Here is a 14,042-nt window from a genome sequence, read left to right on the forward strand (position 1 = left end):
AATTAATACCGAACGAGAAGGGGCGTCAAAGCGCCTTTTCGAGTTCCGGCAACACCTGGAAGAGATCGCCGACGATACCGTAGTCGGCAACTTGGAAGATCGGAGCTTCCTCGTCCTTGTTGATGGCGACGATGACCTTGCTATCCTTCATGCCGGCAAGGTGCTGGATGGCGCCGGAGATGCCGCAAGCGATGTAGAGATCGGGGGCCACCACCTTGCCGGTCTGGCCAACCTGCCAGTCGTTGGGGGCGTAGCCAGCGTCCACTGCGGCGCGCGAGGCTCCGACGGCGGCGCCGAGCTTGTCTGCGACGGGAAGGATGACTTCCTGGAACTTCTCGGCTGAACCCAGCGCACGACCACCCGAGATGATGATCTTGGCGGAAGTCAGCTCCGGGCGGTCGCTTTCCGACAGCTTGTTCTCGACGAAGGAGGACAGGCCGGGATTGGCTGCAGCTGCAACGGTCTCGACCGACGCTGAGCCGCCTTCGGCAGCGGCCTGGAAGGACGCGGTGCGCACGGTGATCACCTTCTTGGCGCCGGCGGCCTGTACCGTCTGAATGGCATTGCCGGCATAGATCGGACGCTTGAAGGTATCGGACGACACCACTTCGATGATCTCGGAAACCTGGGCGACGTCGAGCAGGGCTGCAACGCGCGGCGCGATGTTCTTGCCGGTCGAGGTGGCTGCAGCGACGATGGTGTCGTAGTTGCCGGCCAGCGAAACGACGAGGGCCGCCGTAGGCTCCGCGAGGCGCTCGGTCAGTTCTTCGGCTTCGGCCAGGAGAACCTTGCGCACGCCCTTCAGCTTGGCAGCTGCGTCCGCGGCGGCCTTGGCACCCTTGCCGGCAACCAGAACGTCGACGTCGGAGCCGATCTTGAGAGCCGCCGACAGCGCCTTGGCCGTCTGGTCGGAGAGCGATGCGTTATCGTGTTCGGCGATGAGGAGAATTGCCACTGTCTTGTTCCTTTCCGCTTCGCCTTAGAGCACGCCGGCTTCGTTCTTGAGCTTGTCGACGAGCTCGGCGACCGTCTTGACCTTGACGCCCGCCTTGCGGCGGCCCGGCTCCTCGGTCTTGATGACCTTGAGCTTGGGTGTCACATCGGCGCCGAAGTCGGCAGCGGTCTTTTCATCCAGCGGCTTCTTCTTGGCCTTCATGATGTTGGGCAGCGAAGCATAGCGCGGCTGATTCAGTCGCAAGTCCGCAGTCACGATGGCCGGCATCTTCAATTCGACCGTCTGCAGGCCGCCGTCGACCTCACGGGTGATTTTGGCTTTGTCGCCGGCCAGCTCGATCTTGGAGGCGAAGGTGCCCTGCGCCCAGCCGAGAAGGGCTGCCAGCATCTGGCCGGTCTGGTTGGAATCGTCGTCGATCGCCTGCTTGCCAAGGATAACCAGGCCCGGCTGTTCGGCCTCGACCACGCCCTTCAGCACCTTGGCGACACCCAGTGGCTCCACCATCTCGTCGGACTTCACCAGGATCGCGCGATCGGCGCCCATGGCCAACGCCGTCCTCAGCGTCTCCTGTGCCTGCGCAGGCCCGATCGAGACCACGATGATCTCCTCGGCCTTGCCCGCTTCCTTCAGGCGGATCGCCTCTTCGACGGCGATCTCGTCAAACGGGTTCATCGCCATCTTCACATTGGCGAGTTCCACGCCCGAGCCGTCCGCTTTCACGCGAACCTTCACATTCGCATCGACGACCCGCTTCACGGGCACCAGGACTTTCATCTGTCTCTCACCTCTCAAGATGCATTCGGGGCGCTATAACAGTACCGGCCCGCTCAGGGTTGTCGAATGCCGACATTTCGGACGCAAATTCTGTAGTTCGCCCGCCAAATCTCGGTTGCCTGCACGGTGGCTTACGCGGCTTCCCCAGGCGCGCGGGACCGTAGTTGTGAGTGACGTGAACGTCAATATCGCCAGAATGCCCAAATCGGTTGAATGCAAAACCTATTGCCTGCCCCAGCGGGGCGCGGGTTTGGTCTCGGTTGCAGGTGGCGGCGGCACCTGTCCGGTTTCAGTTGAAACCGGGGTAGCGGTTTCATCATCCTCGTCGTCCAGCAGGGGGACACCACGGCTGCGCAGCACCACGACCAGCACCGCGCCGGTGACAATGCCGCCAATATGGCAGGCCCAGGAGATCTGATCCTGGCCGCCCATGGCGAACATGACGAACTGCAGCAGGATCCAGAGGAGGAGCACGATGTAGGCGCGGATGCGCAGCGGAATGCGCGCGAAGGCCAGCACCCACACTTTCACGCGGGGATAGAGGATGAGATAGGCCGCGACCACCCCGGCGATCGCGCCGGAGGCGCCGATCAGCGGCTGTTCGGAGCCTGGCGCCACCCAGCCGTGGAAAAATGCGCCTCCCACGGCGCTAGCCATGTAAAAGATCAGATAACGGACATGACCGAGGGCATCCTCGACATTGTCGCCGAACACCCACAGGAACAGCATGTTGCCGCCGAGATGAAAAATGTCCGCATGCAGAAAGGAATAGGTCACGTAGCTGAGGTTCGCCGGAATGACGACAAATTGCGGCGACAGTTCCGCAGTGTGATGGACGATGGACGGGATGAAGCCGTAGCTGAGTGCCGCGCCCGCCGCGAAATCGTCGCCGGCCAATCGCGTCGTCAGATAGACGGCGACATTCAGAACGATCAGCCCGATCGTCACATAGGCGTGCCGAATGCGACGCAGGTGGTTCGAATCGTAAAGCGGAATGAACATGCGGCTGGCTTCCGCCCCTTGGGTGTCACATCCGCTACGTTCAAATCAGCGGTTTTTGCCCGGCACCCATAACACGTCGGTCTTTCCGTTGTCATTGACCGTGCGCGCGGCGACGAACAGGAAGTCGGAGAGGCGATTGACGTATTTGATCGCTTCGCTGCCGACGATCTCGGCCGGGTCCTGAGCCAGGGCGATCATGACGCGTTCGGCGCGGCGCGTCACCGTTCGAGCCAGGTGAAGTGCTGCCGCGGCCGGTGAGCCGCCATTCAGCACGAAGGACTTCAGCGGCTGCAAATCCTTGTTGAGCAGATCGATGTCCTTCTCCAGCCGGTCGACTTGCGAGGCGACGATACGCAGCGGCTCATAGTCCAGCGGCTTGCCGTCGTCCGGAACGGCGAGGTCGGCACCTAGGTCGAACAGGTCGTTCTGGATGCGACCGAGCATCGCATCGATCGCCGGATGCGCGACCATCGTGTGCTGGCGTGCCATGCCGATGCAGGCATTTGCCTCGTCCACCGTGCCATAGGCGTCGACGCGAAGGTCCGATTTCAGGCGCCTGGCACCGGTGCCAAGGCCGGTGGTGCCGTCATCGCCGGTTCGGGTATAAATCTTGTTGAGCTTGACCAAGCCGTCCTCCCGGTCTCGCGCCGCTACTTTCGGGTGAGGTAGACGGCCACCATGATCAGCACAAGCGCCACGAACTGCAGCAACACACGCGCCTGCATGAGCTTGTTCGATGTTACGCCGGAGCCGCCACGCATCATGTTGATCAGCCCGCGGATCAGAACCGCGACGACCGCGATCATGACGATGATGGCGAGGATGTTGAAGACAGTGGCCATTGCAACTTCCGTTTCGTTCAAGCGCGCTTTGCGAGGATGCGGTAAAGTGTCGAGGCAGGCAGCAGGCGCTTCAGCACCACTCCTATCTTGGCAGGCACCGTTACCACATAGTGCGGCCGGGGGCGTTGCGACAGAAGTGCATGGGTGAGAACTTTGTAGACGGCTTCCGGACCGAGCTTATAGGGCGATTTGACGCCACCGGCTTGCAATCTTTGTAGCTGCGCCTGGTAGGCTGCGCGATGCGCCGAATTCTCGTGGTCGATGTTCTTGAGAAACCAGGACAGGCCGTTGCTGGCAATCTTCGAGGCGATCGGGCCCGGCTCGATCAATGAGACGTGGATGCCGCTGCCTTCCAGTTCTTGGCGCAGGCACAACATCAAGCCTTCAAGTGCGTGTTTGGACGCAGCGTAGGCGCCGCGGAATGGCAACGGCGTCAGGCCGAGGATCGAGGAACAATGGACGATGCGGCCGTGGCCTTGAGCACGCATCAGCGGAACGATGCGGCGGGTAAGGTCATGCCAGCCGAAAAAATTGGCCTCGAATTGTTCTCTGAGCGCTGCTACCGGCAAATCCTCGACCGCTCCCGGCTGGGCGTGAGCGCCATTGTTGTAGAGCGCATCCAGACGGCCGCCGGTGCGTGCACTTATTGTTTCGACCAGAGCGGCGATCGAATCCGGCTCCCGATAATCGAGATAGAAGGCTTCGATGCCGTCGACTTCGAGTGCGGCTATGTCTTCGGCCTTGCGGGCGGTAGCGAACACGCGCCAACCCTCGCGCTTCAGCGCTCGAGCGCAATAGGCGCCAATGCCGGAAGAAGCGCCAGTGACGATGATCGTCCGTGGCGCCGGAGATGCGGGGTTGTCGGGTTCGGCGAGGCTTGCCATATGCCGCATTCACTTCCCATATTCGCCGCCTGGAAACAACCGGAGGGAAAGCGTCGTTGCTGCGGACCATCGTTGCCTTCCGTCGTGTGCTCTACGACGCGCTCGGTCATTTCAACAATGACGACGGATGGGCCATGGCCAGTCATCTGGCCATCACCTCGCTGATGGCGCTGTTTCCGTTCCTGATCTTCGCCACCACGCTGGCGAGCTTTCTCGGCGCGCAGGCTTATGTGGAAACCGTGGTACCGCTCGTGTTCGACACTTGGCCGGAGCAGATCGCCAAGCCGATCGCGCGCGAAGTCATCAACGTTCTGACCGTGCGACGCACCGATCTGTTGACTTACGGCGTGCTTCTGGCCGGGTTCTTCGCCTCGAACGGCATCGAGGCGCTGCGGACGTCGCTCAACCGCGCCTATCGCATGACCGAGACACGCTCGCTGATTTATCGCCGCGCCCAGAGCATTGTTTTCGTACTCATTGCCACGGCAGGTTCGCTCGCCATCAGTCTGCTTCTGGTCTTCGCGCCTCTGTTGGCGAGGCTGGCGGAAGTGCATTTTGACTGGATCGGTCCTTATATGGGCACGATCACGCTGTGGCGTTTCGTCATCGCCTCGGCCGTGATCGTGTTTGCCCTGTTTGCCGTGCACATCTGGCTGCCGATGGGGCGGCGGAGCATTGTCTCGATCATGCCCGGTATCGCCTTCACGCTGATCGGCTGGCTGGTCGGTTCAACGATCTTCGCCACCTATCTCGACCACTTTTCGTCCTATGTGACGACCTATGCCGGTCTGGCATCGATCATGATCGCGGTCGTCTTCCTCTATATCGTTTCGGTGATCTTCATCCTCGGTGGTGAATTGAATGCCGCCATCAGCCGTTATCTGGAGGCCCGCGCCCGCGTCGGTTGAGCGGTGGCCAATCCGACGCCGAAGGTGGTGATCGCCATGCCGACGATTTGGATGAAGTTCAGCTGCTCGCCGAACAGGACCCAGGCCATCACTGCCGTCACCGCGGGCACCAGATAAAACAACGAGGCGACCTTCGACATCTCGCCTTCGCGGATCATCACCATCAACAGGAAGATGGCGCCGACTGAAAGCACGAGCACCAGCCAGGCCATTGCGAAGATGAAATCGCCGTTGACGGTGAAGGTCTGGGTCTCGAAGGCGAGGCTTGCGACGACCATCACCACTGTTCCGCCGACATATTGCCAGAAGGTCGAGGCGACGAGGTCGCCCGACGAAGCGAAGCGCTTTTGCCAGACCGTGCCGGCGCTCATGGCGATCACCGAGACGAGGGATGCCGTCAAAGTGGCCGCGGTGACGCCTCCACCCAATGTGCCGAGCTTTGGCCACAAGACGACGATGACGCCGACAAAGCCGACCGCCAGCCCGATCCAGTGACGCGGTTTGATTTGCTCACCCAGCAGCTTGCCGGCCATGACCGCGGTGATCAGCGGTTGCAGGCCGACGATCAGGGCCGAGATGCCAGCGGGCAGGCCGCGATGGATCGCCCAGAACACGGCACCAAGATAGATGCCATGCATGAGAACACCGGCGATGATCGCATGCTGGGCCTGCTTGCGGTTCGGCCAGCGTGCCTTGAGCACCGTGATCAGGACGGCGAACAGCGCGGCGGCGATGGCGAAACGGATAGCGAGAAAAGTGAACGGTTCGGCCCAGGGCATGGCGTAGCGGGCGCCAATGAAGCCCGTTGCCCACAGCACGACGAAGGTGGCGGGAATGAACCGCTTGAATTCGTGCATGGGTTGCTGGTCCACTTTCTTGTGAGAAGGGCGCTGCTCTAGCCCGGGGCGATCGCCCGGCAAAGCGAAAACGGCTTACGTTTAAAGTAACGCGAATTGAAGTTGCTGTCGGGCCAGGCCTATAGGCCAATCATCTGCCTGATCTCTTCTGGGCTCGTGCCGCCAGTACGCAACGCAGCCAGACCGGTGTCCTTGAGGCTTTTCGACAGTTTGCGTCCGTCCGGACCGAGTATCAGCTTGTGGTGGAAATAGCCTGGTTGCGGCAGGCCGAGCACGTTCTGCAGGAGCCTCTGCACGGATGTTGCGTGGAACAGGTCCATGCCGCGCACGATATGGGTCACACCCTGCAGTGCGTCGTCCATCACGACGGAAAGATGGTAGCTGGTCGGGATGTCGCGGCGTGCGAGGATGATATCACCCCAATCCTGCGGCCGCGCTTCGACGCGGTTCGCAGCCGACAGCGTCGTGTCCCCAAATTCCGTCCAGGAAAGATCGTGGTCGAGGCGCGAGAGGGCTGCCGCGACGTCGAGCCGCCAGGCGAAGGGTGTTCCTTCGGCCATGCGTGCCTCGCGCTCTTTGAGCGACAAGGTCTTGTCGATCGCCGGATAGATCGGCACGCCGTCGGGATCGCGCGGCCAATCGCGCCCACGCCGCTCGCGTTCCGAGATGAAGGCGCGGATATCGCCCCTGCTCATGAAGGCGGGGTAGACGAGCTCCTCGGCGATCAGCCGGTCGAGCGCGGCACGGTATTCATCGAAATGCTCGGATTGCCGCCGCACAGGTTCCTCCCAGCGCAAGCCGAGCCATTCGAGGTCGCGATAGATGCCGGTTTCGAATTCCGGCGTGCAGCGGGTTGTATCGATGTCCTCGATACGCAGCAGCAACCGAGCGCCGACATTGGCGGCCAGCTGCTGGTTGAGCAGCGCCGAGTAGGCGTGGCCGAGATGGAGCTCGCCGTTCGGACTTGGCGCGAAGCGGAATGTCAGGAGTGTCATCGGCGGGCGGCAATCGGGTTTTGCAAGCGTCAATCGGATTGCTACCTTGCCCGTCCTCCACGGACAAGGAACCATGCAGCGCATCGCCTCCCTCGACGACATTGCAGCCGGGCTCGACGCGTTGTGCCGCATCGACCCGCGCCTTGAGCCGGTGCGCGTATTTGCCGGCGAAGTGCCGCTGCGCCTCTCCGAGCCGGGTTTCGCAAACCTTGCCTCCATCATCGTCTCGCAGCAGGTGTCGCGTGCCAGCGCCGATGCGATCTTCGGCCGGCTTACCCGGTTGCTCGATCCATTGACGCCCGAGGCCATTCTCGGCGCCGGTGAGGATGTGTTTCGTGAGGCCGGCCTGTCGCGGCCGAAACAGCGCGGGCTGATCGCCATCGCCGAAGCCGTCGCGGGTGGGCTCGACCTCTATCATCTGTGTTCGCTGGAGGCCGGCGAGGCTATTGCCGAGCTCACCGCGGTTCCAGGCATCGGTCCGTGGACGGCGGAATGTTACCTGCTTTTCGCCGCCGGCCATCCGGACATCTTTCCAGCGAAGGATGTCGCGCTGCAGAGCGCGGTCGGTCACGCGCTGTCGATCGAGCCGCGTCCAGCGGAGAGAAAACTCATCGCGCTGGCCGAATCATGGGCACCGTGGCGAGGCGTCGCGGCGCGACTTTTCTGGTCCTATTACAGAGAATTGAAGGGCAGGGATGCCGCTCCGCCTGCCTGAGCCATAAAAAAGCATAAAAATCATGCCTTTTCAGGGGGTGTTCGATGCGGCTCCCCGCTTCACATCCCTGTCATGTCGGGCTTACAGTATCCGCGCCGTTCGGTTTGAGAACCAAGGAGGCAAACAACGTGACGGTTGCCGTATCTCCGGATGGGCTTCCCGCACTGGTGCTGAATGCGGACTACCGTCCGCTCAGCTATTACCCGCTTTCGCTCTGGTCCTGGCAGGACGCGATCAAGGCGGTGTTCCTCGACCGCGTCAACATCGTTGCCGAGTACGAGCACGCGGTGTCCTCGCCGAATTTCTCGATGAAACTGCCCTCGGTGGTCAGCCTGAAGGCCTATGTGAAGCCGTCCCGCTATCCGGCCTTCACGCGTTTCAACGTATTCCTGCGTGACCGCTTCCAATGCCAGTATTGCGGGACGCCAGAGGACCTCACCTTCGACCACGTGGTCCCGCGTCATCGCGGCGGTGCGACGACGTGGGAAAATGTGGTCGCCGCCTGCTCCCCCTGCAATCTGCGCAAGGGCGGCATGATGCCTTCCCAGGCCAAGATGTGGCCGCTGCAGAAGCCGTTCCAGCCGACCGTGCACGACCTCCACAACAATGGCCGCCTGTTCCCACCCAACCATCTGCATGAAAGCTGGATGGATTATCTGTACTGGGATGTTGAACTGGAGCCCTGAGGCCCCTTCATTCAAGCGCGCTTGTAAGCCCCGCGGAAAGCAATAGCCGCGAGGATCACGCTGGCAATGGCGTTCCAGCCGGCCAGCGACAGGCCGAGAATGCGCAGCGCCGCCTTGTCGCAGGACGGCGGCACGAACTTGTCCAGCACGTCGAGCACGCCCTTGCCGCCGGTATCGACCGGTCCCGCCACATTGGTGCAGTCGGTCGGTCCCGGCCACCATGCCCACTCGACGCCGGAATGGTAGATGCCGAGATAGAGACCGTAGACCATCAGAAGACCGCCGACGACGAGCAAGGCGCGGGTGATCCAGGCAGGAAGTTTGAAGACCGCGGCAAGCACCGCGAGCAACATCAGCGGGACGCCGACGTAGTACGGGATGCGCTGCTCGTAACAGAGCTTGCACGGGATGTAGCCGCCTATGTACTGGAAGGCGAGTGCCGAGCCGACGGTCGCGGCCATGGCCACGGTCAGGAACGCGGCGGTGAGCATCGGTCCGCGTGTCGGTGTTGTCATGGATTGGGACATGTCGGTTCGCTCCTGTGGTCGGCGCTCTTCGTTCAGAGCGCGTATTTGGCCGCGAAATAAAGCAGGATGAGAATGGCAGCCGCCGCGCCCGCCAGTAGGCCAAGGCGCTTTTCGATGAAGTCGCGGATCGGTTCGCCGTAGCGCCTCAGCAGCCATGCCAGCAACAGGAAGCGGCCGCCGCGCGCCACGATGGCCAGCACGATGAACAGCAGCAGATTGACGCCGATGACGCCGGACAGGATGGTCACCACCTTGATCGGCGGCAGGTGCGCGGCGCCCGAAGTGATCAGCATCAGGACGATGAAGCCGATGCCGGACGAGGTGCGCAGGGCTTCGAATTCGTCATATTTGCCGTAGAATTCGAGCACCGGCTTGGCCACCGCCTCATAGGCGTAGTGACCGATGAACCAGCCGGCTATTCCGCCCAGCACCGAGGCCACGGTGGCGATCAGCGCATAACGATAGGCGCGGTCGGGCCTGGACAATGCCATCGGTAGATAGAGCACGTCCGCCGGCACGAGAAATACCGAGCTTTCGACGAAGGCGATGAAGGCCAGCCACCATTCGGCGGATTTTCGCGCCGCCAGCGACAAGGTCCAATCGTAAAGTCCGCGAAGCATGCCGCCCCCTTTTTGATCAGTGCATGCTCTAGAAAGAATTTCTTGGCCACACAATGGCGCGAAGCATCACGAAACCGAAAGGCCGCACCCGTTGGCTCGGGCGTTGTCCATGATTTCGCAAAAGGAGCGGCCGCGCCAGTTGACGAATGGGTGCGCGACCGTATAGTCCGCGCCCATCTGGACCGCCCGGTCCGGGCCCCTATGGCGGAATTGGTAGACGCGCTCGACTCAAAATCGAGTTCCGCAAGGAGTGCTGGTTCGATCCCGGCTAGGGGCACCAAAGTTTTCCCGTTTTTCTCAGGTGATCAACAGTCGTGCTGGCTGCACCCGGAGTGCCTGAGAGGTGCGCCCATGGTGGCGCTGGTTGGCCGCGTGACGTCGTTCATCCACCCTGTGCCCGCTTGCCTGGGGTGGGGGGTAGGGGTGCGGCAAGCGGGCGGCGACTATGCAACGTGCCTTCACATAATCGCATCAACACCCTAGCCGACTTGCGTGGGTTTAGGAATGGCAAGTTTTACAATTGTCAAATATTTCAATAAGTTAGAATATAATGAAGTGTGATTGTAGATGCTGATCTCTGTTGCGTGTGGCGCGTTTGTACTTGCCACGTACACGGAAGCGATGCGCAGGCGCACGGCCAACTCGTTTTCATCGAGCTACCAGCCCATAACCCCATCGCAAACCGGTCTGGTTCGGGTCAACCGCGTCCGAGCAGGTTCCGAACCCGGTTTCGCAACAGCCGCGCGAAGTTGCGGGTCTCTCGATAGAGGTGCAGTTGCGACGCTGCCTGTCGGGTTGCCCTGTCGGCATCTGGGGTAAGGCCGATGACGAAGGTGCCGAACGGTCGCCGTTCGGACCAAAGACGGCTCATCACCGGATGGTCCGGCACCGCGCAGGAATCGCTCATGACGATGTTTGGATCGTCGAGATGCTGCTTGGTCACCTCGATCATCAACAGCGTACCGGGCGAATAGGCGGCAAGGGTCTCGTCATAGGCCGTTTTCCAGGTATAGGCGTGCCCGGCCTCGACGAAGACGATCAGGCTGGCGATAGTACGGCCGTCAAGCGTCAGCGAATGAATACGGCACATGTCCTGTTCGGCGAGGCGGTGTACGGCTTCGCGTGCGAAGGCCGCGCGATAGCGGTCGATGGCCATGGCGGTGCGCTCACGCCCTTTCCAGCCGGAAGCCTCCAGCGTCAGGAAATTCTCGATCGCATGGCGGATCTCCTCCGGCCCGCGCGCCACGTGGTGTTCCAGCGTGCCCGTCTCGGCGAGCCGCCGTTTCAGGCGGCGAAATTCGCGATAGTGATGCGCTCGCAGCGACTGCTTGAGATAGGCGTCGCCGTCCAGTTCGCTGTGCAGAACCGGACGCAACGTTTCGCCGGTGGTCACCAGCGGCAGATTGCGCGCCTCAGCTAGCGCTTGCAGGAGGCTCGCCATCGGACCGTCAAGACGCATGTCCGGCAGGGCGAAAACCTTGGGGAGCTTGAGATGCGGCCGCGAAAGCATCGAGAAGAAATCCTCGATGACGCCGACAGGGTCGTCGCGGTCGACCAGGGGGGTGCCGACCGGGCCAAACGGGCTGGCCCAGGTGCGCATGATGGAGACGCCGAGCGGAATGCCCGGCCGCTCGACCGAGAACGGAACCAGCAGGCGCAGCCGGCTGCGGTGTTCGTTGCCGTCGCGAATGACAGCCAGCCGCACTTCCCGATCTTCCAGACGCGGCATCGCCGGCGCGAGAAAGCGGGGGTTGAAGAAGACGTTGGGCTCGATGGTGCGATTGCACAGATAGTCGAGTTCCTCGACAAGGTCGAAACCCGCCGATGCAGGATAGATCGCGAGCGTACGCTCCGGGCGGTTGGCGGCGAGGAGTTCGATCTCGGCCAGCTCCGCGGCATTGGGTGTGACACCCGCCAGACCGGTCATCATCGTTCCGGCGGGACCGCCACTGGTTTCCTCGATCAGCGGGATGGCAGCCATCAGGCGGCTCCTCTGGCAGGGATGAAAATGGCCATGGCGATACCCAGCTTACGCCAGACGGTGAACGACAGCGCGGTCGCCTCGAACAGCATTGCAAGGGCCGTAGCAAGTGCTGCGCCCCAAAGATGGAAATGCGGGATCAGGATGACGTTGAGCAAAATGTTGAAGGCGAGCGTCAGCGCAAAGACGGCGGCGCAGATGTTCTGGTTGCCGCTCATCGTCAGAAGGCTTTCGCAAGGGCCGACCGCGGCGCGGGCGACGACGCCGAAGACCAGCAGGAAGAGCAAAGGATAACCGGCATCGAACTCCGGCCCGAACAGCACGAGCATCGGTTTGCCGAGCAACAGCACCACCAGCGCCATCAGCACCGAGGGCCAGAACGTCCATGACACGGTTTCACGGGCGAAGGCGGCAAGCTTGCTCCGTTCACCGTGGGTGTAGTGCGCATATCGCTGGGCGACGCCCGCCTTGACGGCGAAATAAACGAAGTGAACGAGCGCCAGCGTCTTCACGGTGGCGAAATAGACGGCGACGTCGTCCGGGGTCAGGTAAAACCCCACCATCAAGACATCGGCGTTGGTGAGCAGGAAGAAGAAGCTTTCGACCAGGAAGATCGGCAGCGATACGACAAGCCAGTCGCGGATATGGATGGCCGTCGGGCCTGCCGGAACGCGAGCGTCGGTGCGTGCGGTGATGCTGACGAGTTGGCCAATCGTCGTCGCATAGGTGGCAACGATCGAGGCGATCAGTGCCGTCTTAGCGTCCGGCGGCATGCCGATCAACAGGGCAAGCGCCATGCAGGCAAGGATCGCCAATGGACGGATGATGTAGGTGGCTGACAAGGCAGACAGCGCCCAGGAATTGGCGCGGGCTATTCCTTGCAGCAGATCGGACATCGCGATCATCGGCAGGCAGAAGATGCCGAGCACGAAGGGGATCACATAGTAGCTTTCGATCCTGCTCGAGAAGAGCCAGACACCGCCCACACCGATGAGTGCGATCACGGTCGACGCGACCAGCACGAAAAGCCGACTCGCCAGCAGAATACCGCGCAACTCGGCCATCTTGCCGTGTTCGCGAAATTCCGGGATGAAGCGGATCACCGATGTGTGGAAGCCGAGGCAGGACAGGTTGCCGACGATGATCATGGTCGTCCACACCAGCACTAGGATGCCGTACTCGAACGAGCCCATCCAGCGGGCCATCAGGACCTGGCTGACAAAGGCGATGACGGCGCTGATGACGCGGATGACGAAAGCGATGAGCGAAATGCGGCCGGCTTCGCCGCGTTCGTCCGAGGAAAAGAGGATCGCGTCGACCCGGCCGAGAAATGGCCTCGCCCGCAGCGCCAAACGCTGCGGCAGAAGCCGCTCGGCTGTCATGGCCGCGGAAAAGCGCACACCCTACTCCCGTTTTGTGCCAGAACCTTAACAGTCTCAGGCACCACAGACTATCTATTCGCTACACCTTAAAAAACGGTTCGGGAGGGGTTTGATGATCGGTGAGAATGAACGCAAGGCGATGCTCGAAGCCTATTCGATCGGGCCGAAGATGATCGCCTATCTCGAAGAAATCGGCATCGAGCGGCTGGCTGATCTCAAAGGTGCGGATGCCGGCGAAATAGCCATGCGCATCGACATTGCGATGGGGCGCAAGCACATGAACCGACTGGGTGTCGCTGCACTGGAGAACCTGATCGCGTTGGCCAATGAGCGGTCGCACGACGCGCTGTGATCGCGACGGATGTATTCTTGGTTGCATTTGTCGCCGCATGCCGACAATCCCATGCCCCGGGGCGCGCGGCTAATCTCTGCGGCCGCTCTCAAAAAGCTGATCCGGTTGCATGGAACAATCGGAACCCGGTGCGCATTGGAAATGCGTCGGCAAAGAGGTTGCCGATATCGAGGGCTATACGATGAAAACGACATTGGGTTTTCTGCTGGCCGCCGGCGTATTGACGCCGTTGGCGGGCAGTTTCGCCGCCGAGCCTCTGAAGACGATGACGGAGGTGGGGGCAGCCCTGCAGAATTGCTGGGTTCCGCCTTCGACCGATGCCAAGGGCTCGGTCACCCTGCAATTCAGCTTCAAGCGGGACGGTACCCTGATCGGCCCGCCCCGGCCAACCAACATCCAGGTCGATGGCGAAGCCGACAAACGCAAACAGCTCGTGCAGGCAGCGACGGATGCTGTTCAACATTGCATGCCGCTCGCCTTCGAGCCCAAGCTCGCCGACGGGATCGCGGGCACGATGTTCACGCTCCGGCTTGAATCGCCGAAGCGTCAGTAAGGTCTCTGG

Annotated in this window: 17 protein-coding genes and 1 tRNA gene; 6 read left to right on the forward strand and 12 right to left on the reverse strand. The window is 61.7% G+C overall.

All coding sequences use genetic code 11. The features are described 5' to 3' along the window. Positions 1 to 25: 25 nt before the first annotated feature. From FZF13_RS13170 to FZF13_RS13195, 6 genes are all read right to left on the reverse strand, one after another. Positions 26 to 955 (reverse strand): electron transfer flavoprotein subunit alpha/FixB family protein, encoded by a 930-nt coding sequence (locus FZF13_RS13170; RefSeq protein WP_024922687.1) that lies wholly within the window; start codon positions 953 to 955, stop codon positions 26 to 28. A gap of 24 nt (positions 956 to 979) precedes the next feature. After that, on the reverse strand, positions 980 to 1,729 hold the full coding sequence (locus tag FZF13_RS13175) for an electron transfer flavoprotein subunit beta/FixA family protein (RefSeq protein WP_024922686.1): 750 nt from the start codon (positions 1,727 to 1,729) through the stop codon (positions 980 to 982). A 222-nt stretch (positions 1,730 to 1,951) separates the two neighbouring features. Further along, positions 1,952 to 2,731, reverse strand: a complete 780-nt coding sequence (locus FZF13_RS13180; RefSeq protein ID WP_024922685.1) for a rhomboid family intramembrane serine protease — start codon at positions 2,729 to 2,731, stop codon at positions 1,952 to 1,954. A gap of 45 nt (positions 2,732 to 2,776) precedes the next feature. Beyond that, complete coding sequence (locus FZF13_RS13185; RefSeq protein WP_024922684.1) at positions 2,777 to 3,358, reverse strand: cob(I)yrinic acid a,c-diamide adenosyltransferase; 582 nt, start codon at positions 3,356 to 3,358, stop codon at positions 2,777 to 2,779. A 23-nt stretch (positions 3,359 to 3,381) separates the two neighbouring features. After that, positions 3,382 to 3,573: a twin transmembrane helix small protein gene (locus FZF13_RS13190; protein ID WP_024922683.1), complete on the reverse strand. Its 192-nt coding sequence runs from the start codon at positions 3,571 to 3,573 to the stop codon at positions 3,382 to 3,384. 17 nt (positions 3,574 to 3,590) lie between these two features. Beyond that, positions 3,591 to 4,466, reverse strand: coding sequence for an SDR family oxidoreductase (locus FZF13_RS13195; RefSeq protein WP_161773101.1), 876 nt, complete (start codon positions 4,464 to 4,466; stop codon positions 3,591 to 3,593). A 47-nt stretch (positions 4,467 to 4,513) separates the two neighbouring features. Between FZF13_RS13195 and FZF13_RS13200 the strand changes: the two genes are divergently transcribed. Next, positions 4,514 to 5,365, forward strand: coding sequence for a YihY/virulence factor BrkB family protein (locus tag FZF13_RS13200; protein ID WP_024922681.1), 852 nt, complete (start codon positions 4,514 to 4,516; stop codon positions 5,363 to 5,365). On the opposite strand, the gene FZF13_RS13205 is transcribed toward FZF13_RS13200, so the two are convergent. Next, entirely contained in the window at positions 5,335 to 6,222 is an 888-nt protein-coding gene (locus FZF13_RS13205) for a DMT family transporter (protein WP_024922680.1), read from the reverse strand. The two genes, FZF13_RS13200 and FZF13_RS13205, sit on opposite strands and share 31 nt — an antisense overlap. 119 nt (positions 6,223 to 6,341) lie before the next feature. Beyond that, on the reverse strand, positions 6,342 to 7,217 hold the full coding sequence (gluQRS, locus tag FZF13_RS13210; protein ID WP_024922679.1) for a tRNA glutamyl-Q(34) synthetase GluQRS: 876 nt from the start codon (positions 7,215 to 7,217) through the stop codon (positions 6,342 to 6,344). A gap of 73 nt (positions 7,218 to 7,290) precedes the next feature. Here gluQRS and FZF13_RS13215 point away from each other — a divergent pair, with 73 nt between their 5' ends. Both FZF13_RS13215 and FZF13_RS13220 read left to right on the forward strand, forming a co-directional pair. Then, positions 7,291 to 7,932 (forward strand): DNA-3-methyladenine glycosylase family protein, encoded by a 642-nt coding sequence (locus FZF13_RS13215; RefSeq protein WP_024922678.1) that lies wholly within the window; start codon positions 7,291 to 7,293, stop codon positions 7,930 to 7,932. A 128-nt stretch (positions 7,933 to 8,060) separates the two neighbouring features. Beyond that, positions 8,061 to 8,618: an HNH endonuclease gene (locus FZF13_RS13220; RefSeq protein WP_024922677.1), complete on the forward strand. Its 558-nt coding sequence runs from the start codon at positions 8,061 to 8,063 to the stop codon at positions 8,616 to 8,618. An 11-nt stretch (positions 8,619 to 8,629) separates the two neighbouring features. Here FZF13_RS13220 and FZF13_RS13225 read toward each other — a convergent pair whose 3' ends face one another. Together FZF13_RS13225 and FZF13_RS13230 are read right to left on the reverse strand one after the other, a co-directional pair. Continuing rightward, on the reverse strand, positions 8,630 to 9,145 hold the full coding sequence (locus tag FZF13_RS13225; protein WP_024922676.1) for a disulfide bond formation protein B: 516 nt from the start codon (positions 9,143 to 9,145) through the stop codon (positions 8,630 to 8,632). A 32-nt stretch (positions 9,146 to 9,177) separates the two neighbouring features. Beyond that, on the reverse strand, positions 9,178 to 9,765 hold the full coding sequence (locus FZF13_RS13230) for a YqaA family protein (protein ID WP_024922675.1): 588 nt from the start codon (positions 9,763 to 9,765) through the stop codon (positions 9,178 to 9,180). 195 nt (positions 9,766 to 9,960) lie between these two features. Here FZF13_RS13230 and FZF13_RS13235 point away from each other — a divergent pair. After that, positions 9,961 to 10,045 (forward strand) — tRNA-Leu (locus FZF13_RS13235). Positions 10,046 to 10,462: 417 nt separating this feature from the next. On the opposite strand, the gene FZF13_RS13240 is transcribed toward FZF13_RS13235, so the two are convergent. After that, a complete protein-coding gene (locus tag FZF13_RS13240; protein ID WP_024922674.1) occupies positions 10,463 to 11,746 on the reverse strand; it encodes a GNAT family N-acetyltransferase in 1,284 nt (427 codons plus the stop codon). Continuing rightward, positions 11,746 to 13,146: a lipopolysaccharide biosynthesis protein gene (locus FZF13_RS13245; protein WP_024922673.1), complete on the reverse strand. Its 1,401-nt coding sequence runs from the start codon at positions 13,144 to 13,146 to the stop codon at positions 11,746 to 11,748. Before FZF13_RS13245 ends, FZF13_RS13240 begins: the two co-directional genes overlap by 1 nt. Positions 13,147 to 13,240: 94 nt before the next feature. On the opposite strand from FZF13_RS13245, the gene FZF13_RS13250 reads away from it, so the two are divergent. Next, positions 13,241 to 13,480, forward strand: a complete 240-nt coding sequence (locus tag FZF13_RS13250) for a helix-hairpin-helix domain-containing protein (RefSeq protein ID WP_024922672.1) — start codon at positions 13,241 to 13,243, stop codon at positions 13,478 to 13,480. 193 nt (positions 13,481 to 13,673) lie between these two features. After that, positions 13,674 to 14,033, forward strand: coding sequence for a hypothetical protein (locus tag FZF13_RS13255; protein WP_245317516.1), 360 nt, complete (start codon positions 13,674 to 13,676; stop codon positions 14,031 to 14,033). Positions 14,034 to 14,042: the final 9 nt, after the last annotated feature.

It is taken from the genome of Mesorhizobium terrae, from assembly GCF_008727715.1.
Lineage (GTDB): Bacteria > Pseudomonadota > Alphaproteobacteria > Rhizobiales > Rhizobiaceae > Mesorhizobium > Mesorhizobium terrae.

Bases quoted from the DNA above. Each gene is read 5' to 3' on its own strand.
- FZF13_RS13175 (WP_024922686.1), bottom strand. From the start codon at position 1,729: ATGAAAGTCCTGGTGCCCGTGAAGCGGGTCGTCGATGCGAATGTGAAG.
- FZF13_RS13180 (WP_024922685.1), bottom strand. From the start codon at position 2,731: ATGTTCATTCCGCTTTACGATTCGAACCACCTGCGTCGCATTCGGCAC.
- FZF13_RS13190 (WP_024922683.1), bottom strand. From the start codon at position 3,573: ATGGCCACTGTCTTCAACATCCTCGCCATCATCGTCATGATCGCGGTC.
- FZF13_RS13195 (WP_161773101.1), bottom strand. From the start codon at position 4,466: ATGCGGCATATGGCAAGCCTCGCCGAACCCGACAACCCCGCATCTCCG.
- FZF13_RS13205 (WP_024922680.1), bottom strand. From the start codon at position 6,222: ATGCACGAATTCAAGCGGTTCATTCCCGCCACCTTCGTCGTGCTGTGG.
- gluQRS (WP_024922679.1), bottom strand. From the start codon at position 7,217: ATGACACTCCTGACATTCCGCTTCGCGCCAAGTCCGAACGGCGAGCTC.
- FZF13_RS13215 (WP_024922678.1), top strand. From the start codon at position 7,291: ATGCAGCGCATCGCCTCCCTCGACGACATTGCAGCCGGGCTCGACGCG.
- FZF13_RS13225 (WP_024922676.1), bottom strand. From the start codon at position 9,145: ATGTCCCAATCCATGACAACACCGACACGCGGACCGATGCTCACCGCC.
- FZF13_RS13230 (WP_024922675.1), bottom strand. From the start codon at position 9,765: ATGCTTCGCGGACTTTACGATTGGACCTTGTCGCTGGCGGCGCGAAAA.
- FZF13_RS13240 (WP_024922674.1), bottom strand. From the start codon at position 11,746: ATGGCTGCCATCCCGCTGATCGAGGAAACCAGTGGCGGTCCCGCCGGA.
- FZF13_RS13250 (WP_024922672.1), top strand. From the start codon at position 13,241: ATGATCGGTGAGAATGAACGCAAGGCGATGCTCGAAGCCTATTCGATC.